At 65.6% G+C, this 22,832-nt stretch carries 20 protein-coding genes; 18 read left to right on the forward strand and 2 right to left on the reverse strand.

Going from position 1 to position 22,832, the window contains the following annotated elements; genetic code table 11:
- Window positions 1-4 precede the first annotated feature (4 nt).
- The 18 genes from NF551_RS06750 (at window position 5) to nrdR (ending at window position 21,004) form a co-directional block, all read left to right on the forward strand.
- Window positions 5-1,501 carry a UDP-N-acetylmuramoyl-tripeptide--D-alanyl-D-alanine ligase gene (locus tag NF551_RS06750; protein ID WP_227897138.1) on the forward strand — a complete coding sequence of 499 codons (1,497 nt, stop codon included), beginning with the start codon at window positions 5-7 and terminating at the stop codon, window positions 1,499-1,501.
- Window positions 1,498-2,604 carry a phospho-N-acetylmuramoyl-pentapeptide-transferase gene (mraY, locus tag NF551_RS06755; protein WP_227897137.1) on the forward strand — a complete coding sequence of 369 codons (1,107 nt, stop codon included), beginning with the start codon at window positions 1,498-1,500 and terminating at the stop codon, window positions 2,602-2,604. The genes NF551_RS06750 and mraY overlap by 4 nt, the downstream gene beginning before the upstream one ends.
- Window positions 2,601-4,142 carry a UDP-N-acetylmuramoyl-L-alanine--D-glutamate ligase gene (gene murD / locus NF551_RS06760; RefSeq protein ID WP_227897136.1) on the forward strand — a complete coding sequence of 514 codons (1,542 nt, stop codon included), beginning with the start codon at window positions 2,601-2,603 and terminating at the stop codon, window positions 4,140-4,142. The genes mraY and murD overlap by 4 nt, the downstream gene beginning before the upstream one ends.
- On the forward strand, window positions 4,143-5,495 hold the full coding sequence (locus NF551_RS06765) for an FtsW/RodA/SpoVE family cell cycle protein (protein WP_227897135.1): 1,353 nt from the start codon (window positions 4,143-4,145) through the stop codon (window positions 5,493-5,495).
- Entirely contained in the window at window positions 5,492-6,601 is a 1,110-nt protein-coding gene (gene murG, locus NF551_RS06770; RefSeq protein ID WP_227897134.1) for an undecaprenyldiphospho-muramoylpentapeptide beta-N-acetylglucosaminyltransferase, read from the forward strand. The genes NF551_RS06765 and murG overlap by 4 nt, the downstream gene beginning before the upstream one ends.
- Window positions 6,598-8,031, forward strand: coding sequence for a UDP-N-acetylmuramate--L-alanine ligase (gene murC, locus NF551_RS06775; protein ID WP_227897133.1), 1,434 nt, complete (start codon window positions 6,598-6,600; stop codon window positions 8,029-8,031). Before murG ends, murC begins: the two co-directional genes overlap by 4 nt.
- 46 nt (window positions 8,032-8,077) lie before the next feature.
- Window positions 8,078-9,148 carry a cell division protein FtsQ/DivIB gene (locus NF551_RS06780; protein WP_227897132.1) on the forward strand — a complete coding sequence of 357 codons (1,071 nt, stop codon included), beginning with the start codon at window positions 8,078-8,080 and terminating at the stop codon, window positions 9,146-9,148.
- Window positions 9,149-9,362: 214 nt separating this feature from the next.
- Complete coding sequence (gene ftsZ, locus NF551_RS06785) at window positions 9,363-10,529, forward strand: cell division protein FtsZ (protein WP_227897131.1); 1,167 nt, start codon at window positions 9,363-9,365, stop codon at window positions 10,527-10,529.
- Between the two features lie 35 nt (window positions 10,530-10,564).
- Window positions 10,565-11,260: a purine nucleoside phosphorylase YfiH/LACC1 family protein gene (locus NF551_RS06790; protein ID WP_227897130.1), complete on the forward strand. Its 696-nt coding sequence runs from the start codon at window positions 10,565-10,567 to the stop codon at window positions 11,258-11,260.
- 27 nt (window positions 11,261-11,287) lie between these two features.
- Window positions 11,288-12,034: a YggS family pyridoxal phosphate-dependent enzyme gene (locus NF551_RS06795; protein ID WP_227897129.1), complete on the forward strand. Its 747-nt coding sequence runs from the start codon at window positions 11,288-11,290 to the stop codon at window positions 12,032-12,034.
- A 105-nt stretch (window positions 12,035-12,139) separates the two neighbouring features.
- Window positions 12,140-12,673 (forward strand): cell division protein SepF, encoded by a 534-nt coding sequence (locus NF551_RS06800; protein ID WP_227897128.1) that lies wholly within the window; start codon window positions 12,140-12,142, stop codon window positions 12,671-12,673.
- Between the two features lie 64 nt (window positions 12,674-12,737).
- On the forward strand, window positions 12,738-13,028 hold the full coding sequence (locus tag NF551_RS06805; protein ID WP_227897127.1) for a YggT family protein: 291 nt from the start codon (window positions 12,738-12,740) through the stop codon (window positions 13,026-13,028).
- 155 nt (window positions 13,029-13,183) lie between these two features.
- Complete coding sequence (locus tag NF551_RS06810; protein ID WP_227897126.1) at window positions 13,184-13,846, forward strand: DivIVA domain-containing protein; 663 nt, start codon at window positions 13,184-13,186, stop codon at window positions 13,844-13,846.
- A gap of 146 nt (window positions 13,847-13,992) precedes the next feature.
- Window positions 13,993-14,562, forward strand: a complete 570-nt coding sequence (gene lspA / locus NF551_RS06815) for a signal peptidase II (protein WP_227897125.1) — start codon at window positions 13,993-13,995, stop codon at window positions 14,560-14,562.
- On the forward strand, window positions 14,555-15,490 hold the full coding sequence (locus tag NF551_RS06820) for an RluA family pseudouridine synthase (RefSeq protein ID WP_227897124.1): 936 nt from the start codon (window positions 14,555-14,557) through the stop codon (window positions 15,488-15,490). The genes lspA and NF551_RS06820 overlap by 8 nt, the downstream gene beginning before the upstream one ends.
- Window positions 15,491-15,520: 30 nt before the next feature.
- Complete coding sequence (gene dnaE / locus NF551_RS06825; protein ID WP_227897123.1) at window positions 15,521-19,060, forward strand: DNA polymerase III subunit alpha; 3,540 nt, start codon at window positions 15,521-15,523, stop codon at window positions 19,058-19,060.
- Between the two features lie 13 nt (window positions 19,061-19,073).
- The gene (hisD, locus tag NF551_RS06830; protein WP_227897122.1) at window positions 19,074-20,438 is read left to right on the forward strand and encodes a histidinol dehydrogenase; all 1,365 of its coding nucleotides are present in this window, start codon (window positions 19,074-19,076) and stop codon (window positions 20,436-20,438) included.
- A gap of 68 nt (window positions 20,439-20,506) precedes the next feature.
- Entirely contained in the window at window positions 20,507-21,004 is a 498-nt protein-coding gene (gene nrdR, locus NF551_RS06835; protein ID WP_227897121.1) for a transcriptional regulator NrdR, read from the forward strand.
- Between the two features lie 75 nt (window positions 21,005-21,079).
- Here nrdR and ppgK read toward each other — a convergent pair whose 3' ends face one another.
- Window positions 21,080-21,877 carry a polyphosphate--glucose phosphotransferase gene (ppgK, locus tag NF551_RS06840; RefSeq protein WP_227897120.1) on the reverse strand — a complete coding sequence of 266 codons (798 nt, stop codon included), beginning with the start codon at window positions 21,875-21,877 and terminating at the stop codon, window positions 21,080-21,082.
- 24 nt (window positions 21,878-21,901) lie between these two features.
- Window positions 21,902-22,780: a type I methionyl aminopeptidase gene (gene map, locus NF551_RS06845; RefSeq protein ID WP_227897119.1), complete on the reverse strand. Its 879-nt coding sequence runs from the start codon at window positions 22,778-22,780 to the stop codon at window positions 21,902-21,904.
- Window positions 22,781-22,832: the final 52 nt, after the last annotated feature.

Below are 22,832 nucleotides of genomic sequence, written 5' to 3' on the forward strand. Positions count from 1 at the left end.
CGTCATGATTGAACTTAATGCAGCCGAAATAGCGGCAATCACGGGCGGTGAGCTGGTGGGGGCCGCAGCGGCCGACCCTTCCATTCCAGTGACATCAGCCACGACCGACTCCCGCGAGGTGACAGCCGGATCGCTGTTCATTGCCAAACCCGGAGAATTCTCCGACGGACACCGTTTTGTGGGCCGGGCGTTCGAATCCGGTGCCACGCTGGCGCTGACGGAACGTCCGGTAACTGACGGCGACGGCACAGTCCATCCCGCCGTCGTGGTACCCGACGCAGTGCTCGCCATGGGCGCCCTTGCCGCGGAAATCGTCCGCCGGCTGCGTGCCGACGGACCGCTCACGGTCATTGGCATTACCGGCTCGGCCGGCAAGACCACCACGAAGGACCTGCTCGCCGGCCTGCTGCGCGCACACGGCGAGACCGTGGCTCCGGTGGGCTCCTACAACGGTGAAGTCGGCGTGCCGCTGACGATTTTTTCGGCCGGGTACGGCACCCGCTACCTCGTAGTGGAGATGGGTGCCACCGGCGTCGGGCACATCACCTACCTGGCGGATATGGTCCGCCCGGACATTGGCGTCGTGCTCTGCGTGGGCAGCGCCCACGCCGGCGAGTTCGGCGGGGTGGAGAACATCGCCCGTGCCAAGGGCGAACTGGCTGAGGCCGTTCCTCCCGGCGGGACAGTCGTGCTCAACGGCGACGACATCCGCGTTGCCGCCATGGACAAGCGCACCACAGCCGACGTCCTGCTCTTCACCTCTTCCACCGACCAGCTCCCCGGGAACCACAGGGAGCTGCGTGCGGTTGACGCAGAAACCGATTCCCAGGGCCGCCCGGTCTTCACCCTGCGGTTCCCGAACGGGGAGGAACACAGGGTGGAATCAGGCCTGATCGGTGCCCACCACACGGCCAACCTGCTTGCCGCTGCCGGCGCTGCTTTTGCCGCCGGGATCGCGCCGGCGGACATCGCCGCCGGCCTCTCCGGGCAAAAGGCTGCCAGCCGCTGGCGGATGGAACGCACCGACCGGCCCGACGGCGTCACAGTGATCAACGACGCCTACAACGCCAACCCTGAGTCCATGCGTGCCGCACTGCGCACGCTGGCCGAACTGGGCCAGGGGCACCGCACCTGGGCTGTCCTCGGCGAAATGCTCGAACTCGGGGCCGACTCGGTGACCGAACACGACGCGATCGGCCGCTACGCCGTCCGCCTGAACATCTCCAAACTGATCGTCGTCGGAACCGGCGCCCGTGCCCTGCACACCGGCGCCGTCATGGAGGGGTCGTGGGGCGACGAATCACAGTTCGTCCAGACTCCCGAAGAAGCGCAGGCCATTCTTGAAGCGTCGCTCCAACCCGGCGACGTCGTCCTCTTTAAGTCTTCCAACGGAGCCGGACTGCGGTTCCTCGGAGATCGGATTGCCTTGAAAACCCCACTCGAAACTGCTGCCGCCACGGAGCTGTCCGCCGAGAACGCCACGCGGGGTGAGAACAAGTGATTTCCCTCCTGATCGGGTCTTCCCTGGGGCTGGTCCTGGCTTTTGCCGGAACCCCGCTGTTCATCCGTTTCCTGGTCCGCAAGGGCTACGGACAGTTCGTCCGTGATGATGGCCCGACGTCGCACCACACCAAGCGCGGTACGCCCACCATGGGCGGGGCGGTAATCGTCGCTTCCGTTGTGGCCTCCTACTTCATCACCCATCTCATCAGCAATGCCATCAACCCCACCGGCTTCGGCCCGTCGGCGTCCGGCCTGCTGGTGCTGTTCCTGATGGTGGGAATGGGCCTGGTCGGCTTCATTGACGACTACACCAAGATTTCCCGGCAGCGCTCCCTGGGCCTGAACGCAAAAGCCAAGATCACGCTGCAGGGACTGGTGGGCGTGGTTTTCGCAGTCCTGGCACTGCAGTTCCCCGATGAGCGCGGCCTCACCCCGGCGTCGACGAACATTTCCTTTGTCCGCGACACTGCGATCGACCTGGCATTCGCCGGAACCATCATTGGCGCGATTCTCTTCATCCTCTGGTCCAGCGTGATCATCACCGGTGCCACGAACGGCGTGAACCTGGCCGATGGCCTGGACGGGCTCGCCGCCGGTGCCTCGGTGCTGGTATTCGGTGCCTATTTCCTGATCGGCATCTGGCAGTCCAACCAGAGCTGCTTTGGCGCCGCGGCCGACAGCGGTGTCTGTTATGAGGTCCGTGACCCGCTGGACCTGGCGCTCCTGGCCGGCGCCCTGGCGGGAGCCCTCATCGGGTTCCTCTGGTGGAACACCTCTCCGGCGAAGATCTTCATGGGCGACACCGGATCCCTGGCCCTGGGCGGCGCCATCGCAGCGTTCGCCATCCTCTCCCGGACCGAACTGCTTCTGGTGATCCTCGCCGGCCTGTTCGTGATCATCTCCGCCTCAGTCATCATCCAGGTGGGATACTTCAAGCTGAGCGGCGGCAAACGGGTGTTCAAGATGGCACCGCTCCAGCACCACTTCGAACTCAAGGGCTGGGCAGAGGTGACCGTGGTGGTCCGCTTCTGGATCATCGGCGGGCTGTGCGTCGCCCTTGCCCTCGGACTCTTCTACGCCGATTGGGTGGCCGGACAATGAGCGATGCCTACACCGACACCCCGCGGCTGGCGTCCCTGACCACGTGGGACTCGGACTGGCGCGGCCTGCGGGTCGTCGTCACCGGAATCGGACTGTCCGGGTTTTCCGCTGCCGATACCCTCATCGAACTCGGTGCCCGGGTAGTAGTGGTGGACGGCCAGGATTCGGAAGAGACCCGCGCCAAGGCCGACACCCTGAGAATCGTCGGGGCCGCCTCCGTCCTCCTGGGAGCCGATGCTGCTGCCGCGCTGCCCCTGGTTGACGGCGAGCAGCCCGAACTCGTGGTGACTTCACCGGGCTTCAGCCCGGAGCATCCGGTCCTGGCGCAGGCCGCGGCTGCGGGCATCCCCGTCTGGGGTGACGTCGAACTGGCCTGGCGGGTCCGGATCCGCGAAGGCAGGCCCACCGCACCCTGGCTGGCGATCACCGGGACCAACGGGAAAACGACCACGGTGTCGATGACCGAAAGCATGCTCCTGGCTGCCGGTCTCCGCGCAGTTGCCGCCGGCAACGTCGGGACCCCGATCCTGGATGCGATCCGTGATCCGCAGGGCTGGGACGTCATCGCCGTCGAACTCTCCAGCTTCCAGCTGCACTGGACCCACACAATGTCACCCCTTGCCAGCGTGTGCCTGAACATCGCCGAGGACCATGTGGACTGGCACGGCGGCTACGACGGGTATCGGGCTGCCAAGGCCAAAGTCTACGAAAACACGCAGGTAGCCTGCATCTACAACGCCGAACAGGCCGAGACCGAACACATGGTCGAGGAAGCGGACGTGGTGGAAGGCTGCCGGGCCATTGGCTTCACCACCGGCATGCCGGCCATCAGCATGCTCGGCATCGTGGAAGGCCTGCTCGTGGACCGCGCCTTCATTGAACAGCGCCGCGACTCCGCTGCAGAGCTGGCCTCCCTTGATGACCTGGGTGACCGCGCACCGCGGCATCTGGCCGCCAACGCCCTCGCGGCAGCGGCACTGGTGCGCGCATTCGGCGTGGAGCCCGTCGCAGTGCGGGACGGTCTGCGCAACTATGCTCCGGGCGGCCACCGGATCGAACCCGTAGCCAAGCTGAACGACATCCTCTGGGTCAACGATTCCAAGGCGACCAATCCGCACGCGGCAGCGGCTTCGCTGGCTGCCTTTCCGTCCGTGGTCTGGATCGCAGGCGGGCTGTCCAAGGGCGTCACTTATGACGATCTGGTGCAGGCCCACGCCCCGCGCCTGCGCGCCGTCGTGCTGATCGGAACCGATTCCAGCGAGCTGCGCGGCGCATTGACCCGACACGCCCCGGATGTCCCGGTAATCGAGGCAGCGGCGGCGGACACTGGAGGGGAAATCCCGTCCACGGGCGAAGCGGTCATGGTGCAAGCCGTCACGGCTGCTGCTGCTGCGGCGGAGCCCGGGGACACGGTCCTGATGGCGCCGGCGTCGGCGTCAATGGACCAGTTCCGCTCCTACGCCCACCGGGGCGAGGCATTTATTGAAGCTGTCCGCGGATACGTGGAAGGGCAGGCGCAGACCACCGAGGAGCCGTAGATGGTGACCACGCCCACGGGCAAGGCGCGAAAGCCGGCAGCGCGGAAGCGTCCGGCAGGAGCAGGCGCCCAGAGAACCCCGGCCAGGACACCTGGAGCGCGCACCGGGGGGCAGGCGGCACCGAACGCGGTGCCTGCGCGGCAGAAGCCAGGGAAGTCCTCCCCGGGCGGCCTGAAGCTGCGGGAGCGCTGGGAAGCCTTCATGGTCCTGCTGGAGGGCAGCGGTTCCCAGGCGACCGGATCCAGCTACTACATGATCCTCGGTTCGACCCTGGGACTCACCGTCATTGGACTCATGATGGTCCTCTCCGCCTCTTCCGTCGAAGCCATAGCGAATGCGGCAGGGTCCGGAGCGAACGTCGCAAACACCTTCGACCTGTTCGTCAAGCAGCTGGGCTTCGCAGCCCTCGGTGTCTTCGCCATGGTCCTGTTCTCAAAGTTCGGACCGCGTTTTTACCGCGTCATGGCATGGCCGGCGCTCATCCTGGCAGTTTTCCTGCTGGTGCTGGTGCTGGTCATCGGCGAGGAAGTGAACGGCAACAAGAACTGGCTGACGTTCGGTCCGGTGACCGGACAGCCCTCGGAAGCCGCCAAGCTGGCCATGGCCATGTGGCTGGCGATGGTTCTTGCCCGCAAGAAGGGCCTGATTGCCAAGCCCATCCATGCGCTGGTCCCGGCAGTGCCCGGAGCCGGAATCCTGATCGGACTGGTCTTGCTGGGGCATGACCTCGGTACCGTGATCATCATGGGCCTGATCATGCTGGCGGCCCTTTTCTTTGCGGGCGTCCGCCTGAAGATCCTGTTCCTGCTCGGAGCCGCCGCCGGCGTGCTGGCAGCCGTAATGTCCGCGTTCAGCGGCAACCGCACCAGCCGCATCAGCGCCTGGCTGCAGCTGGACTGCTCCGGCGGGCTCTGCGACCAGGCCAACGCCGGAATGTATGCACTGGCTTCCGGCGGGTGGCTGGGGCTGGGGATCGGCCAGAGCCGGCAGAAATGGAACTGGATTCCCGAGGCGCACAACGACTTCATTTTCGCCATCATCGGCGAGGAGTTCGGGCTGCTCGGCACGCTGGTGGTGCTCGTTCTTTTCGGTATCCTTGCAGTGGCCACGGTGCGCGTCACCATGCGCCATACCCAGCCGTTCATCCGAATAGTCTGCGGCTGCATCCTGGTGTGGATCATTGGCCAGGCTGCCGTAAACATCGCCATGGTCACCGGCCTGCTTCCGGTGATCGGTGTGCCGCTGCCCTTCATTTCCTACGGCGGATCCTCGCTGACGTTCACCCTGGCCGCCGTCGGCGTCCTCTTGTCCTTTGCCCGCACCATCCCTGAAAGGGAACCCGCAGCTACATGACGCAGTCCCCACTTTCCGCAGTCCTCGCCGGAGGCGGCACGGCCGGGCACATCAGCCCGCTGCTGGCGATCGCCGACGCCGTTCGACGCGAGCGTCCCGATGCCCGCATCAAAGTCGTGGGAACCTCCGCCGGCATGGAAACACGCCTGGTTCCGGCTGCCGGCTATGATCTCGCGGTGATCGACCGGGTACCCATGCCGCGCAGGCCCAGCGGTGACCTTGCGAGGCTTCCGGCACGGCTGGCACGCGCCGTACGGCAGGCGGGCGACATCCTGGACGAGGCGGGGGCCGACGTCGTTGTGGGCGTTGGCGGATACGTCTCCACGCCGGTGTACCTCGCCGCCCGGAAACGCAAGGTGCCGATCGTTGTGCATGAAGCGAACGCACGGCCCGGCCTGGCGAACCGTGTCGGCGCCCGGAATGCCGCAGTAGTGGGCGTTGCCTTCGAAGAGACCAAGCTCCCCGGAGCCCGCTGGGTCGGCATGCCGATGCGCCGGGAAATCTCCCAGCTGGACCGCGCGGCATCCCGGTCCTCCGCCCGTGCGGCCCTGGGCCTGGAACAGGACCTGCCAACCCTCGTCGTTACGGGAGGCTCTTCCGGTGCCGCCAGCATCAATGCCGCTGTGACAGCGGCGCTGCCCGTCCTCGCCGCTGCCGGTATCCAGACCCTGCACGTGACCGGCAGGGGCAAAGCCGCAGCAGACGCCGAAGGCAAGGCGCTGACCGCACCGCTCTACCGCCAGGTGGAGTACGTGGACGGGATGGAACAGGCGTATGCGGCGGCGGACCTGCTGCTGGCGCGTTCCGGTGCCGGGACGGTCAGCGAGATTGCGGCCGTGGGACTTCCCGCCGTGCTGGTGCCGCTGCCGCACGGCAACGGCGAACAGGCACTCAACGCTGCGGGCCTGGTCCAGGCCGGGGGAGCGCTGCTGGTGCGGGATTCCCTCTTCACCCCCGAATGGATTACCGAAAACGTTGTTCCGCTGCTGCAGGACGCCACAGCCCTGCAGCGGATGGCTGAGGCCTCGGCGGCCCGGGGAATCCGGGACGCAGACGCACAAATGGCAGCCATGATCCTTGAGGCAGCGGAACGGAAAGAAGCATGAGCACGGAACTCACGGCCCTTGGAAGGGTCCACTTCATTGGACTCGGCGGCGCCGGCATGTCGGCGGTTGCGCGGGTGATGATTGGACGGGGTGTCCGGGTCTCCGGCTCCGATGCCCGCGACTCCGCCGGGCTCCGCGCACTCGAAGCCCTGGGTGCCAGGGTCTCCGTGGGCCACGACGCCGCCAACGTGCAGGACGTGGACACGGTGGTCATCTCCACGGCGATCCGCCCCGACAACCCCGAACTCGCGGCCGCGGAATCCGCCGGCCTGAGGATCATCCACCGTTCCGTGGCCCTGGCCGCGGCGATGGGCGGGCAGGACCTCGTGGCGGTGGCGGGAACGCACGGCAAGACCACGACGACGGCGATGATTACCGTGGCCCTGCGCGAGGCGGGCCTGGATCCGTCCTTCGCGATCGGCGGGGACGTCGCTGCGCTGGGCGTCAACGCCGAGGCCGGCTCCGGGCGCGTCTTCGTTGCGGAGGCTGACGAGTCGGACGGGTCCTTCCTGAACTACTCGCCGCGGATCAGTGTGGTGACCAACGTCGAAGCCGACCACCTGGACCACTACGGCACGGCCGAGGCTGTCTTTGCCAGCTTCGACAGCTTTGTGGACCTGCTCCCGGACGACGGGCTGCTGGTGGCCTGCGCCGACGACCAGGGCGCGAGGGACCTGCTGCAGCGCAGCTCACCGGCGCGGGCACGCACCTACGGTTACGCAGCGGATGCCGATGTCCGAATTTCAGACACGCACGCGGACGGCCGGAGCACCACCAGCGTGCTGCATTTCCGCCATGACTACCACGACCAGGAACAGGTCCTCCGGCTGCAGGTGCCCGGACGGCACAACATTCTGAACGCCGCGGCGGCCTTCGCTGTTGCGGTGGAACTGGGTGTCCCGCCGGAGAGTGCCGTGCAGGGCCTGGCAACGTTCTCCGGTGCTGCCCGCCGCTTTGAAGCCAAGGGTTCCGCGCGCGGCGTCCGGGTCTTTGACGATTACGCCCACCATCCGACCGAGGTGGCCGCCGCCCTGCAGGCAGCACGTGCCGTGGCAGGGGGCCATGCGGTCCACGTGCTCTTCCAGCCGCATCTGTTCAGCCGCACCAGGAACTTCGCGGCCGAGTTTGCCTCCGCCCTGGACCAGGCGGATTCCGTCACCGTCCTGGACATCTATCCGGCACGGGAAGACCCCATTCCCGGTGTGACCAGCGAACTGATCACCGAGAGGCTCCGCGTTCCCGGAACGGCGGCCCCGGACGCCCTGGCCGCTGTCCGGAGCATCGCCGCCCGCGCCGCGGAAGGCGACATCATCCTCACCATTGGGGCCGGTGACGTCACCCAGTACGGTCCCGTCATCGTCGAGGCCCTGGCTTCGGCAGGATCGGGCGCTGCCGCCGGCGGCCCGGAGAGCGGTCCGGATGCCAGGTAGGAAGCCGCGGCAACCGGCCCCCGCGGCCGGCCGGACACGCCGCTCCGTGGCCGGGTCAGCCGGCGGCGTCGGGGCTGCTGAGGCTTCTTCCGGGTCATCCGGTGCCGCGAATCCTGCAGCCGAAGACTCCTTCCCAACGAAGGCGGCCAAGCCGGCAGGGACATCCGCGGCGAATTCCGCCAAGGTGCAGGTGCTTCCCGCCGAAGGGGCGCAGGTCCACGAACTGCGTCCGGAGACGTGGCCCGCCGGGGTCCGTACCGGCGATCCCGTGATCACCGCGACCCGGGAGGCCCCTGGAACGCCGGACAGAACGCAGGACCGCGCGGCGGGCAGCGCGACCCCTGCCGGTTCTTCTGCCGCCGGCAGCATCTCCGCCGAAAAGACCCCGGACTCGGATGCAAGCATTCTCGCGTTTCCTGAGCCCCCTGCCCGGCGCAGGCGGCGCTATGTGCTCGCTGGAGCCGGAACCGCCGTCGTCCTGCTGGCAGCACTGTTTGCCGTGCTGTTCTTCTCACCGGCCCTGGCGCTGAAGAACCTCCAGGTGCAGGGAAACTCGCTGCTCAGTTCCGAAGAAGCCCAAAGTGCGCTTTCACCCCTCATGGGCCAGCCGCTGACCCTGATTTCCGACGCCGATGCGGCAGAGCTCCTTGCAGACCGTCCCGAGGTGGAAAGCGTGGAGGTCGCGGCGGTGCCGCCGTCGGACCTGGTGGTGACCATCAGGGAGCGGACACCTGTTGCCGTCCTGCAGAATGGGCGCGAGTTCCTGCTCATTGACGAATCCGGCCGGCAGCTGGCTGCCGTAGGGGAGCGCGGAGCCGTGGCCCTGCCCCTGATCGACGGCGGCACCGAGGCCGTGAACAGCGAAGTCTTTCCCACTGTGGCCGCAGTGCTTGCGGCCCTTCCCGCCAACGTACTGGCACTGCTTGACCACGCGTCGGCGGAAACCGTGGATTCGGTTGAGCTGAAGCTGGCCAACGGCCAGACCGTGTTCTGGGGGAGCGCCGAGGCCAGTGTGGCCAAGGCCAGGGCGCTGGAAGCCCTGCTGCTGATGCCTCCCGCGGATCCGCCGGTAACGGTGTTCGACGTCAGTACGCCCAACCGTCCGGTCACACGATGAAGCTCACGGACAATTCACAGCAAGATTCTCACCGACACGCGCGGGGCGGTAATTGCGGAAGCTACCGCCGCCCCATAGCGTCGGGAGTAGAGCATTACTTGACATAACTATAACCCTCAACTCGAGGGTTAAGGTTGTTCGGTTGAAGGTTTGGCCGGGGGAAGTCCCGGCCGCATAAATCAGTTGCACAGATTTCGAACAAGGGACACAGGACGTGGCAGCACCGCAGAATTACTTGGCCGTCATCAAGGTCGTCGGCATCGGCGGCGGCGGCGTGAATGCCGTCAACCGAATGATCGACGTTGGACTCCGCGGAGTCGAGTTCATCGCCATCAATACGGACGCCCAGGCGCTCCTGATGAGCGACGCCGACGTGAAGCTTGACGTCGGACGGGAACTGACCCGCGGCCTCGGTGCCGGTGCTGATCCCGAGGTTGGCCGCAAGGCTGCAGAGGACCACGCCGAGGAAATCGAAGAGGTGCTCCGCGGGGCGGACATGGTCTTCGTAACCGCAGGCGAGGGCGGCGGTACAGGCACCGGCGGCGCGCCCGTGGTAGCCCGCATTGCACGCTCCCTCGGCGCCTTGACCATCGGCGTCGTCACCCGTCCGTTCACCTTCGAAGGCCGCCGGCGGTCGAACCAGGCCGAATCGGGCATCGACACCCTCCGGGACGAAGTCGACACCCTGATCGTCATCCCGAACGACCGGCTGCTCTCCATCAGCGACCGCAACGTCTCCATGCTGGACGCCTTCCGTTCCGCTGACCAGGTGCTGCTCTCAGGCGTACAGGGCATCACCGACCTGATCACCACCCCGGGCCTGATCAACCTCGACTTCGCTGACGTGAAGTCCGTCATGCAGGGTGCCGGCTCGGCCCTCATGGGCATCGGCTCCGCCCGCGGCGAGGACCGTGCCGTCAAGGCAGCGGAACTGGCTATCGCCTCTCCGCTGCTTGAGGCCTCGATCGACGGCGCCCACGGCGTCCTGCTGTCCATTCAGGGCGGTTCGGACCTGGGACTGTTCGAGATCAACGAGGCTGCCCGCCTTGTACAGGAAGTGGCACACCCCGAAGCCAACATCATCTTCGGTGCCGTCATTGATGACGCCCTGGGTGACGAGGCACGCGTCACGGTGATTGCAGCAGGGTTCGACCAGGTGGACGTCACGTCACAGCCGGTCTCGGCAAAGCCGGCCGAACAGCCTTCCGCCCCCGCCGCTGCAGTTGCTGCCGGTGTCGGAAACTCGGCCTGGGCCCAGCGCCCGCAGGCCTCCGACGTTCCTGCGGACGCAGGGTTCGACATCGACCTTCCTGCCGTCGTGGAGCCCGACCTCAGTGCCGGACGCCAGGATGACCTGGATGTTCCGGATTTCCTGAAGTAAGACCCAAGCAGTACCGGCGCGGGGTTGGCTGAACGGTGTTTTGGTGGGAAGGGCGCGGCCCAGGCGGGCTGCGGGTAGCTTTCACTGACACAGCGGCAGGCAACCTCGCGCTTCACGTTGGCGACGATCCGGGGGTGGTCCTGGGCCGGCGGCGGGCCCTGGAGGAACACATGGGTGTCCGGCCGGGCGGGCTGCGGTTCATGGAGCAGGTGCATTCCGCGATCGTGGCCAGCGTTCCGGATCCTGCGGCGCCGGCTGGCGTCCCCACCGCCGATGCGCTGCTGAGCACGGACGGGTCCACGCCCCTGGCCGTAATGGTTGCCGACTGCCTGCCCGTGCTTTTTGCCGGCACTGCCCCCGGCGGGAAGCTGGTCACGGCCGCTGCACACGCAGGGCGCCGCGGCCTGCTGGACGGGATCCTCCTCAACACGGTCCACGCCCTGCGGGATGCCGGAGCTGCTGATATCTCGGCCTGGATTGGCCCCGGCGTGTGCGGCAGGTGCTACGAAGTTCCCGCCTCCATGCTGGACGAGGCAGTCCACCTCCCCGGCGCGATCTCCCGTACCAGCTGGGGAACCCCGGCCCTGGACCTTCCGGCGGCCGCCGCAGCGCAGCTGGCAACCCTGTCGGTGGACACCGAACGGGTGCCCGGATGCACCATGGAGGAGAAGGATCTCTTCTCCCACCGCAGGGATGCTCCCACCGGCCGCTTTGCCGGCGTCATCTGGTAAATCCCTTTTACGCAACACAAGGAAGTCATGAGCAGTACATCTCCCGACCGGGCGCTCGAGCTGGCGCAGCGGCTCGCCGCCGTGAAAACCCGGATTTCCGACGCCGCCGCATCGGCCGGCCGGCCGGCTCCGCAGTTGATTGTGGTCACCAAGTACTTCCCCGCCTCTGACGTTGAGGCCCTCTGGAACCTTGGGGTCCGGGACGTCGGGGAGAACAAGGCGCAGGAAGCGGAGGCCAAGGCAGCCGATTGTGCGTGTGCCGGGCTGAACTGGCATTTCATCGGGCAGCTGCAGACAAACAAGGCCAAGTCCGTGGCCAAGTATGCCCACGCGGTGCATTCCGTGGACCGTCCCGGACTTGTTTCGGCGCTGGCCAAGGCAATGGCCGGGGAAAACCTGCGCCGGGCGGAAGCCGGGGTGCCGGGGCGCGGCCCGCTGGAGTGTTTCGTGCAGCTCGATCTCCGCCCTGCAGCAGACGCGGCACCGGGCAGGGGAGGGGCAAAGCCGGCGGACCTGACTGCCCTGGCAGATGCAGTCTCGCAGCACCCTGAACTGCGCCTGGCCGGGGTCATGGCAGTCGCACCGCTGGGAGAAGACCCCGGGGCTGCCTTTGGCCGCCTGCAGGAGCTGTCCCGTGTGCTGGTCTCACGCTATCCCGGCGCCAACGCAATCTCTGCGGGCATGAGCCAGGACCTTGAAGCCGCTGTGCAGCACGGCGCGACACACCTGCGGATTGGTTCAGATGTTCTCGGTCCCCGCCCCGCCGTGGGGTAGCGTCAAACATGGCAGGTTCCAGCATGCGGAACCGGCGACACTGGCAGGGGCAACTCAATGCCAACACTGGATAACGCGGGACGCTGAAGGACTGAAGGAGCAACCATGGCTGGCGCAATGCGCAGGACGATGATCTACCTTGGGCTCGCCGATGGCGATGAGCTGTACGAGGACGAGCAGAAGCCCGTGCGCGAGAGCTCTGCCAGGGACGAAGAGTACGCGCCGGAGAACGATCGGAGCGACCGTGAGCCGGCCGCCCAGTCGCAGCCGGCCCGTTCCACCGCGGTAGAGGAATACCGCGCTCCGGTAACACCCATCAAGCGCGCCCCCTCATCGGCAAAGGAAGACGTGGCAGGCTTGCGGCAGATCACTACCGTCCATCCCCGTTCCTACAATGACGCCAAGATCATCGGCGAGAGCTTCCGTGATGGAATCCCGGTGATCATGAACGTCACTGACATGGGAGAGTCCGATGCGAAGCGCCTCGTGGACTTCTCGGCGGGACTCGTCTTCGGTTTGCGCGGTACGATCGAAAGGGTGACCAACAAGGTCTTCCTGCTCTCGCCGTCCTACGTCGAGGTGCTGGGAGACGACAAGAAGGCCAGCGAGTCCCAGTCCACCTTCTTCAACCAGAGCTAACCGCCGTCCCTGTCCCGGGGACCGTGCGGGCAGTCCTGAACCTACGGCGGAAACGAAAACACGCGTGAGTATTATTTTTGCCCTGTTGTATCTGGTGCTGATGCTTTTCCAGCTGGCACTGATACTGCGCATCGTGTACGACGCGGTCCAGATGTTCGCCCGTCAGTGGCGTCCCAAGGGGCCTGCCCTTGTTCTGGCCACGGCCGTCTACGGTGCCACTGACCCACCCGTTCGGGCCCTGCGGCGGATTATCCCTCCGCTGCGTCTGGGCGGGGTTTCCCTGGACCTTGCGTTCCTGGTGCTTTTCATCGTCGTAGGCATTGCCATGCAGATCGTGGCTGCCGCCGGCACGTAGTACCTGCGGCCCGGAGTTCCGGTTCGTAACGGGAACGCAAAAGATATAATGTGAAAATTATATTGATTTGATCCCTGATTTTATGTTCGAGTTCTGTAACTAGGCTCACCTGCCAGACAGCAGGTGGAGTCTGATAACCAGTATGAGGTGACCAGATGGCTCTGACGCCAGAAGATGTTGTCAACAAGCGGTTCCAGCCGACTAAGTTCCGTGAAGGCTACGACCAGGATGAGGTGGATGACTTCCTCGACGAAATCGTCGTGGAACTCCGCCGCCTGAATGCCGAGAACGAAGACCTGCGCCGGCAGCTCGCCGAAGCAGTGGCAGGTGCCCCCGCAGGCAACCAGGTCCCTGCACCGGTGTCCGCAGCTTCGAAGACCGAACAGGTTTCCCAGCCGGTCAAGGAAGAGAAGAAGCCCGAGCCCAAGCCGGAGCCGAAGGTCGAGGCCCCGAAGGTTGAGGCTCCGCGTGCCCAGGAGGCACCCTCTTCCGCAGCCAATCCGGCTGAGTCCGCCGCAGGCATTCTGGCAATGGCCCAGAAGATGCACGACGACTATGTCAGCGCAGGCGTTGAGCAGCGCGACAAGATCATCGCCGAGGCTCAGATCGAAGCCAGCGGACTCGTCACTGAGGCACAGGAGAAGAGCCGCAAGATCCTCAGCTCCCTGGAACAGCAGAAGGCACTCCTGGAGCGCAAGGTGGAGCAGCTGCGCGGCTTCGAGCGTGACTACCGCACCCGTCTGAAGGCCTACATCGAAGGCCAGCTGCGCGACCTCGATTCCCGCGGTTCCGTAGCTTCGGAGACGGCTGACGCGTAAGCGAACGCCCCTGTCCGTCTGGACGGATATAAATCAGGATTAGACTGGTTACAGAACCACGGGCCGGTGGCCGGGACCTCCCGGCCGCCGGCCCGTGGCGTTTTGGCCCTGTACCGGGCCGCCCAGGTCCCGAAAACGAAAGCATCATGACTGACTCTCCGAACGCACCTGCCGAGCAGCCCCAGCCCCCCGTGCGGCCCAAAGCTGCCCTGACCCGCTACGCCCTGATCATGGCCTGCTGCGCCTTGGCCGCGTGGGTGCTGGACCAGCTCACGAAGATCTGGGTCGTCTCCACCATGACCGAGGGCCAGGTCACTGACGTTTTGGGCTCCGTGCTGCGCTGGCACTTCATCCGGAATCCCGGAGCGGCGTTTTCCATCGGGACGGATTACACCTGGGTCTTCACCATCATCATGGTGGTGGTCTCCGGCTTCCTCATCTACCTCATGTTCCGGCTGCGTTCCCTGGGCTGGTCCATCGCCCTCGGGCTCGTGCTGGGCGGGGCGCTGGGCAACCTGACCGACCGCCTTTTCCGCGAGCCTTCGTTCGGCCAGGGACACGTCGTCGACTTTATTGCCCTCCCCAACTTCGCCATCTTCAACATTGCAGACTCCTGTGTGGTCTCGGGCGTGATCCTGGTGTGCCTGCTGACGCTGCGCGGAATCAATATGGACGGCACCCGGGCCACCAGCAGCAAGGACGCTGCAGATGCCTGAGATCCACGCCAAGTTCACTATCGGCGAGGAGCACGACGGCGGCAGGGCCGACGCCGTGCTGGGCACCCTGCTGGACATTTCCCGTTCCACCGCTGCCAGCTGGTGTGCCGAGGGATGGCTGACCCGTGCAGGCAAACCCGTGGCCAAGTCTGACCGCCTGCGGACCGGCGACATCGTAGCCGCCGACGTGCCGGAACTGCCGGATCCGCTGGCCGTCGTCGTCGAACCCATCGATGACCTGAAAATCCTTGGTGACGATGAGCACTTCGTCGTCATCGACAAGCCGGTGGGCGTTGCGGCGCACCCCTCGCCGGGCTGGGTTGGCCCCACCGTCGTGGGCGGCCTCGCCGCCGCCGGCTACCGCATCTCCACCTCCGGTGCGGGGGAGCGGCAGGGAATTGTGCACCGCCTCGACGTCGGGACCTCCGGCGTGATGGTGGTGGCCAAGACCGAACACGCCTACAACGTGCTGAAGCAGGCGTTCCGGGACCGCACGGTGGAGAAGGAATACCATGCCCTGGTGCAGGGGCTGCCGGATCCGCTTGAAGGAACCATCGACGCGCCCATCGGCCGCCACCCCGGACACGACTGGCGCTTTGCCGTCATCGATGACGGACGGGACTCGGTCACGCACTACAAGGTCCTTGAGGCCTTCGGCCGCGCATCGCTGGTGGAAGTGCACCTCGAAACCGGCCGGACACACCAGATCCGCGTGCACTTTTCCGCCCTGCGCCACCCCTGCGCGGGTGACCTCACGTATGGTGCCGATCCCCGTCTTGCCGCGGAACTGGGCCTGACCAGGCAGTGGCTGCATGCCCGGAAGCTGGGCTTCACGCATCCCGGAACCGGGAACTGGGTCGAGTATGAATCGGCCTACCCCCAGGACCTGCAGTATGCGCTCGACGCGCTGGAACGCGGGGACGTCTAGGCGGACGCCGCGCGCCCCTAGAATGGTTAGGTGGCTTCAGCAACTAGTTCGTCCAAATCGTTTGTCCATCTTCACAACCACACCGAGTATTCGATGCTGGACGGTGCCGCCAGGCTGACCGACCTCTTCAGCCATGCCGACGAACTGGGCATGAATGCCCTGGCAACGACGGACCACGGGTTCGTCTTCGGGGCCTTCGACTTCTGGAACAAGGCACGCAACTCCGGGATCAAGCCGATCATCGGCGTCGAGGCCTACCTGACTCCGGGGACGGCGCGCCAGGACAAGACCCGTGTGAAGTGGGGCGACGGCGGCCGGAACGACGTCTCCGGCGCCGGTGCCTACACGCACATGACGATGTGGGCCGAGACTACCGAGGGCATGCACAACCTCTTCCGGATGTCCTCCCTGGCCTCCCTGGAGGGCTACCTCTACAAACCGCGGATGGACCGGGACCTGCTGCAGACCTACGGCAAGGGCCTGATCGCCACGACGGGCTGCCCGTCCGGGGAAGTACAGACGAAGCTCAGGCTGGGCCTCTACAAGGAAGCCGTCCAGGCGGCGTCCGATTTCCGGGACATCTTCGGCAAGGACAACTTCTTCTGCGAGCTGATGGACCACGGCTTGGATATTGAGCGCAATATCCAGGCTGACCTGATCAAGCTCGCCAAGGAGCTGGGCCTGCCGCTGGTAGCCACGAATGACCTGCACTACACCCACGCCGAAGACGCTTCCGCGCACGCGGCGCTGCTCTGCGTGCAGTCCGGTTCCTCCCTGGCGGATCCGAAGCGGTTCAAGTTCGACGCCGACGAGTTCTACCTCAAGTCTCCTGACGAGATGCGCTCGATCTTCCGCGACCACCCGGACGCCTGCGACAACACGCTGCTCATTGCCGAGCGCTGTGACGTCGAGTTCAACACCAAGGCCAACTACATGCCGCGGTTCCCCACCCCGGAGGGGGAAAACGAGGAATCCTGGTTCGTCAAGGAAGTCGAGAAGGGGCTGCAGAAGCGCTACCCGGGCGGCATCTCGGACGCCGTGCGCAAGCGTGCCGACTATGAGGTCGGCATCATCGCCCAGATGGGCTTCCCGGGATACTTCCTGGTGGTGGCCGACTTCATCAACTGGGCGAAGAAGAACGGCATCCGGGTTGGCCCCGGACGAGGCTCCGGCGCCGGCTCCATGGCCGCCTACGCCATGGGGATCACCGACCTGGACCCGCTGCAGCACGGCCTGATTTTCGAGCGGTTCCTCAACCCGGACCGTGTGTCCATGCCCGACTTCGACGTCGACTTCGATGATCGGCGCCGCTCCGAGGTGATCCATTACGTCACGGAGAAGTACGGTGATGAGCGTGTTGCCATGATCGTTACGTACGGCACCATCAAGGCCAAGCAGGCTTTGAAGGATTCCTCCCGCGTGATGGGCTACCCCTTCTCTGTCGGAGAACGCCTGACCAAGGCGATGCCGCCGGACGTGATGGGCAAGGGCCTGTCTCTGGCCGACGTGCACAACAAGGAAGCCAAACGCTACGGCGAGGCAGAGGAACTGCGCGAACTGCTGCGCACTGATCCCGATTCCCAGCGCGTGTTCGACACCGCCCTGGGGCTTGAAGGCCTGAAGCGCCAGTGGGGGGTCCACGCCGCCGGCGTGATCATGTCCTCCGACCCCCTGATCGACATCATCCCGATCATGCGGCGCGAGCAGGACGGGCAGGTTATTACGCAGTTCGATTACCCCACCTGCGAAGGCCTGGGGCTGATCAAGATGGACTTCCTCGGCCTGCGGAACCTGACGATCGTCTCCGACGCAGTGGAGAACATCAAGAACAACCGCGGCGAGGGCCTGGTCCTGGAAGACCTTCCGCTGGATCTGAAGGAAGCCTACGACCTCCTGGCCAGCGGTGACACACTGGGTGTGTTCCAGCTCGACGGCGGTCCCATGCGGTCACTGCTCAAGAGCATGCGGCCGGACAACTTCGAAGACATCTCCGCTGTCATCGCCCTGTACCGCCCCGGGCCCATGGGTGCGAACTCGCACACGAACTACGCCCTGCGCAAGACCGGCCAGCAGGAAATCACCCCGATCCACCCGGAGCTCGAGGAACCGCTCGCGGAAATCCTGAACACCACCTACGGCCTGATTGTCTATCAGGAGCAGGTTATGGCCATCGCCCAGAAGGTGGCAGGATTCAGCCTCGGCCAGGCAGATATCCTCCGCCGCGCCATGGGCAAAAAGAAGAAATCCGAGCTGGACAAGCAGTACGCCGGCTTCCACCAGGGCATGGTGGACCGCGGCTACTCGGAAGCAGCCATCAAGGCGCTTTGGGACATCCTGCTCCCGTTCTCCGACTACGCCTTCAACAAGGCGCACTCCGCTGCCTACGGCGTGGTGTCGTACTGGACCGCGTACCTCAAGGCCAAGTACCCGGCCGAATACATGGCTGCCCTCCTGACCTCGGTCGGAGATGACAAGGACAAGCTGGCCATGTACCTGAACGAGTGCCGGAAGATGGGCATCACGGTGCTGCCGCCGGACGTCAACGAATCCTCCGTGAACTTCACCCCTGTGGGCAAGGACATCCGCTTCGGCATGGGAGCGATCCGCAACGTGGGCACCAACGTTGTCCAGGCCATGGTGGGCGCCCGCGAAGAAAAGGGAGCGTTCACCAACTTCAAGGACTTCCTCATGAAGGTCCCTGCGGTGGTCTGCAACAAGCGGACTATCGAGTCCCTCATCAAGGCCGGCGCGTTCGACTCAATGGGCCATGCCCGCCGTCCGCTGGCCATGATCCATGAAGAGGCCATCGATTCCGTGGTGGTCCTCAAGCGCAACGAAGCCGTAGGCCAGTTCGACCTGTTCGCCGGCATCGGGGACGCGGAACCGGAAGCCTCCATTTCCATCGACATCCCGGACCTGCCCGAGTGGGAGAAGAAGGACAAGCTGTCCTTTGAACGGGACATGCTGGGCCTGTACGTCTCCGACCACCCGCTTCAGGGCCTGGAAGGCATCCTCAGCCAGCACGCCGACTCCTCGATCACCTCGATCGTCAGCGAGGAAGGTCCGGCGGACGGTTCCATCGTCACCATCGCAGGAATGATCACATCCCTGCAGCGCCGCATCGCCAAGAACAGCGGCAACGCGTACGCGCGCTGTGAGATCGAGGACCTGGCCGGGTCCATGGAAGTCATGTTCTTTGGCCAGGTCTACGGGCCGATCGCCGCTGTCCTCGCTGAGGACCTGATCGTCGTCGTCCGCGGCCGGTTGCAGCGGCGCGACGACGGTGCCGTCACCTTGAACGCGCAGGAGCTGACCGTCCCGGACCTCAGCGAGGGACATTCGGGTCCAGTCGTTATTTCGATGGCGACCTATAAGGCCACCGAAACCGTGGTGACGCAGCTCCGCGATGTGCTCCGCACCCACCCCGGAACCTCGGAGGTCCAGATCCGGCTCAACGGCAGCCGCACCGTGGAGGTCATGAAACTGGGCGTGGACATGCGGGTCAACCCGACGCCGTCGCTCTTTGGTGACTTGAAGGTGCTTCTGGGCCCCGCATGCCTCGATGCCTAGGTAGAATAGATTCGTGACTTCTTCCACTCCTGATGTTCGTCCTGACCTGCTGTTTCCTGCCCTCCGCACGCTGGACCTGCGCGGCCGGAAGCTCTCTGCCGCAGAACTGAAAGCGGTCATGCCGCGTGCCGAGACCACAACCGACGTCGCGTCGGATGCTGTCGCCGCGATCATCGGCGATGTGCGCGCCCGCGGGTTTGCCGCGCTCTCGGAACTTGCGGCAAAGTTTGACGGCGTTGAGCTCGCCCATCCGCTGGTTCCCCGCGAGGCCCTTCGCACGGCACTGAAGGAACTCGATCCGGCCGTACGGGCCGGCCTCGAAGAGTCGATCCGCCGTGCCCGCATCTTTGCCGAAGCGCACCGCCCGGCCGACGTGGAAGTCGATATTGCCGACGGCGCGAAGGTCACCCACCGCTGGGTTCCGGTCAACCGGGTGGGACTCTACGTTCCGGGCGGACTGGCCGTCTACCCGTCCTCCGTGGTCATGAATGTGGTGCCGGCACAGGCCGCCGGGGTTGCTTCCCTGGCCCTGACGTCGCCGCCGCAGAAGGAATTCGGCGGCCTGCCGCACCCCACCATCCTTGCGGCTGCCGAACTGCTGGGGATCGAAGAGGTGTACGCCGTTGGCGGTGCCCAGGCGATCGCCGCGTTTGCCTACGGTATTCCCGCCGGAGACGCCGGTCCCGCACTGGAACCGGTGGATGTCGTCACCGGCCCGGGCAACGTCTTCGTGGCCACGGCCAAGCGGCTGGTCAAGGGCGTCGTCGGGATTGACGCCGAAGCCGGCCCCACCGAGATTGCCGTGCTTGCGGACGGGTCTGCCGATCCCAGGCTGGTAGCCGCGGACCTGATCAGCCAGGCCGAGCACGATCCCAACGCTGCATCCGTCCTCGTGACGGATTCCGAAGAGCTTGCCGGGTCCGTCCGTGCCGCCCTGGAGGACCAGGTGGCCTCCACCAAGCACTCAGAGCGGGTCCGCACCGCACTCTCCGGCGCCCAGTCCGCCGTCGTCCTGGTTGATGGACTGGAGCAGGGTATTGCGGTCTGCAACGCCTACGGCGCAGAGCACCTGGAAATCCAGACCGCCGATGCACAGGCGGTGGCCGGCCGGATCACGAGCGCCGGAGCCATTTTCGTGGGCAACTACAGCCCGGTCAGCCTGGGTGACTACTGCTCCGGTTCAAACCACGTGCTGCCGACCGCGGGCACCGCTGCGTTCTCGTCCGGCCTGAACGTCACGACGTTCATGCGGGCGATCCAGGTCATCGACTACAGCCGGGATGCCCTGGCCGAGGTCAGCGCACACGTCGTGGCACTCTCACGCGCCGAGGACCTGCCCGCACACGGTGATGCCGTCAGTATCCGGTTCGCCGGGTAAGCTCCCGCGGGAGACCTCCTACAACGGGGTGCCAAGCCCTCACCGCTTGTGCGTGAAAGGACCGAGGAATGTACTGTCCGTACTGCCGGAACGCCGACTCGCGGGTCGTCGACAGCCGCCTCGCTGACGACGGTTCCGCCATCCGGCGCAGACGCCAGTGTCCCGAATGCGGGCGCCGTTTCAGCACGGTGGAAACCACCAGCCTCAGCGTGATCAAGCGTTCCGGAGTGGCCGAGCCCTTTAGCCGCAGCAAGGTCATCAACGGTGCCCGCAAGGCGTGCCAGGGACGGCCGGTAAGCGAGGACGACCTGGCGCTGCTGGCGCAGGAGGTTGAGGAGACTATCCGTGCCTCCGGCGTCGCTGAAATCCAGGCTCATGAAGTGGGGCTGGCCATCCTGCAGCCGCTGCAGAAACTGGACCAGGTGGCCTACCTCCGCTTCGCCAGCGTCTACCAGTCCTTCGAGTCGCTTGAAGACTTCGAGACGGCTATTGCCGCGCTGCGGGCCGATTCCGCCCGCGCCGGCAGCGTGCCCGCCGGAGCGCAGCGTCCTCTGACAGCCCAGTAGCCGCCTCGCAAAACGAGATGGCAGAAACTGCTGGTTTGGAAGCCCTAACCAGCAGTTTCTGCCATCAAGACGGGGTTACTTGACGTAGTTGAAGTGCAGTGCAGCCTGGAGCGCCCCACCCACGATTCCCGCATTGTTCTTCAGGTTGGCGGTGACCACGGGGGTTCGCAGGTCGAGCATCGGCAGGAAGTCCTCGCTGCGCTTGGAGATGCCGCCGCCGATCACGAACAGGTCGGGGGAGAAGAGGAACTCCACGTGGGAGAAGTACCGCTGGAGGCGGTGGGCGTACTCTTCCCAGCTGATGTTGTCCCGCTCCCGGGCGGAGGCGGAGGCGCGGGACTCGGCGTCCACGCCGTCGATCTCGAGGTGGCCAAGCTCGGCGTTGGGAACCAGCGCACCGTTGGAGATCAGCGCGGATCCGATGCCGGTGCCGAGGGTGATGACCAGGACCGTTCCGCCCACCCCCTTGCCGGCGCCGTAGCGGGCTTCAGCCAGGCCGGCTGCATCGGCGTCGTTCATCACCTGGACTTCCCGGTTGAGCGCCTTGGTGAGCAGGGCATCGACGTCGGTGTCCACCCAGCTCTTGTCCACGTTTGCTGCGGAACGGGCTACACCGTGCTGGATGATGGCCGGGAAGGTCACGCCAACAGGGACCTCGGTTCCCGGGCCCTCGGGGCGTGAAGAGAGCTCGGCAACGATCTGCCCGACGACGCCGGCCACAGCCTCAGGCGTCGCAGGCTGCGGGGTGGGGATCCGGAAGCGGTCGCCGATGAGCTTGCCCTTGTTCAGGTCGACGATGCCGCCCTTGATGCCCGTGCCGCCGATGTCGATGCCAATGACGGCATCGTGCTTGTTCTTCTGCTTCTTGGCCATGGTTCTCCAGTGCTAGGCGTTGCGCTACGGCAGGGTCAGGATTTCGGCGCCGTTGTCCGTGACAAGCAGCGTGTGTTCGAACTGGGCGGTTCGCTTGCGGTCTTTGGTCAGGACGGTCCAGTTGTCCTCCCACATGTCCCACTCGATGGTCCCGAGTGTGAGCATAGGCTCAATGGTAAACACCATTCCGGTTTCGATGAGCCGGCTGTACGCCGGTGCGGCGTCGTAGTGCGGGATGATCAGGCCCGTATGGAAGGCCTCGCCGACGCCGTGGCCCGTGAAGTCGCGGACCACGCCGTAGCCGAACCGCTTGGCGTAGGACTCGATGGCCCGGCCGATCACGTTGATTTCGCGGCCCGGCATGACGGCCTTGATGGCGCGCCGCAGCGACTCCGCCGTGCGCTCCACGAGCAGGCGGGACTCTTCGTCGACGTCGCCGGCCAGGAAGGTGTAGTTGGTGTCGCCGTGGACCCCGTTGATGTAGGCGGTGATGTCGACGTTGACGATGTCGCCGTCCTGGATGACCGTGGAATCGGGGATGCCGTGGCAGATTACTTCATTGACCGAGGTGCAGACGGACTTCGGGAAGCCCCGGTAGCCAAGCGTCGACGGGTAGGCCTTGTGGTCCAGCAGGAATTCATGCGCGACGACGTCCAGCTCATCAGTGGTGACGCCGGGCTGGATGTGGTTGCCGACCTCGACGATGGCCTGGGCCGCGATGCGGCTGGCAATGCGGATCTTCTCGATCGTCTCCGCCGACTTCACCTCTGAGCCCGTGAACTTTGCCGGCGCCTCCCTGTCTACATACTCGGGACGGGGAATCGACGCCGGCACGGGGCGGCGGGGAGAGACCCGTCCCGGCTGCAGGCGTCCAAGGGGTGCAGTGGCAATATTCTGGGGCATAGTATCGATCTTATCGCCAGCGCTCCGTGCCAACGCATGGGGCCGGCAATGT

The organism is Arthrobacter caoxuetaonis (genome assembly GCF_023921125.1).
In the GTDB taxonomy this organism is placed as follows: Bacteria; Actinomycetota; Actinomycetes; order Actinomycetales; family Micrococcaceae; genus Arthrobacter_B; species Arthrobacter_B caoxuetaonis.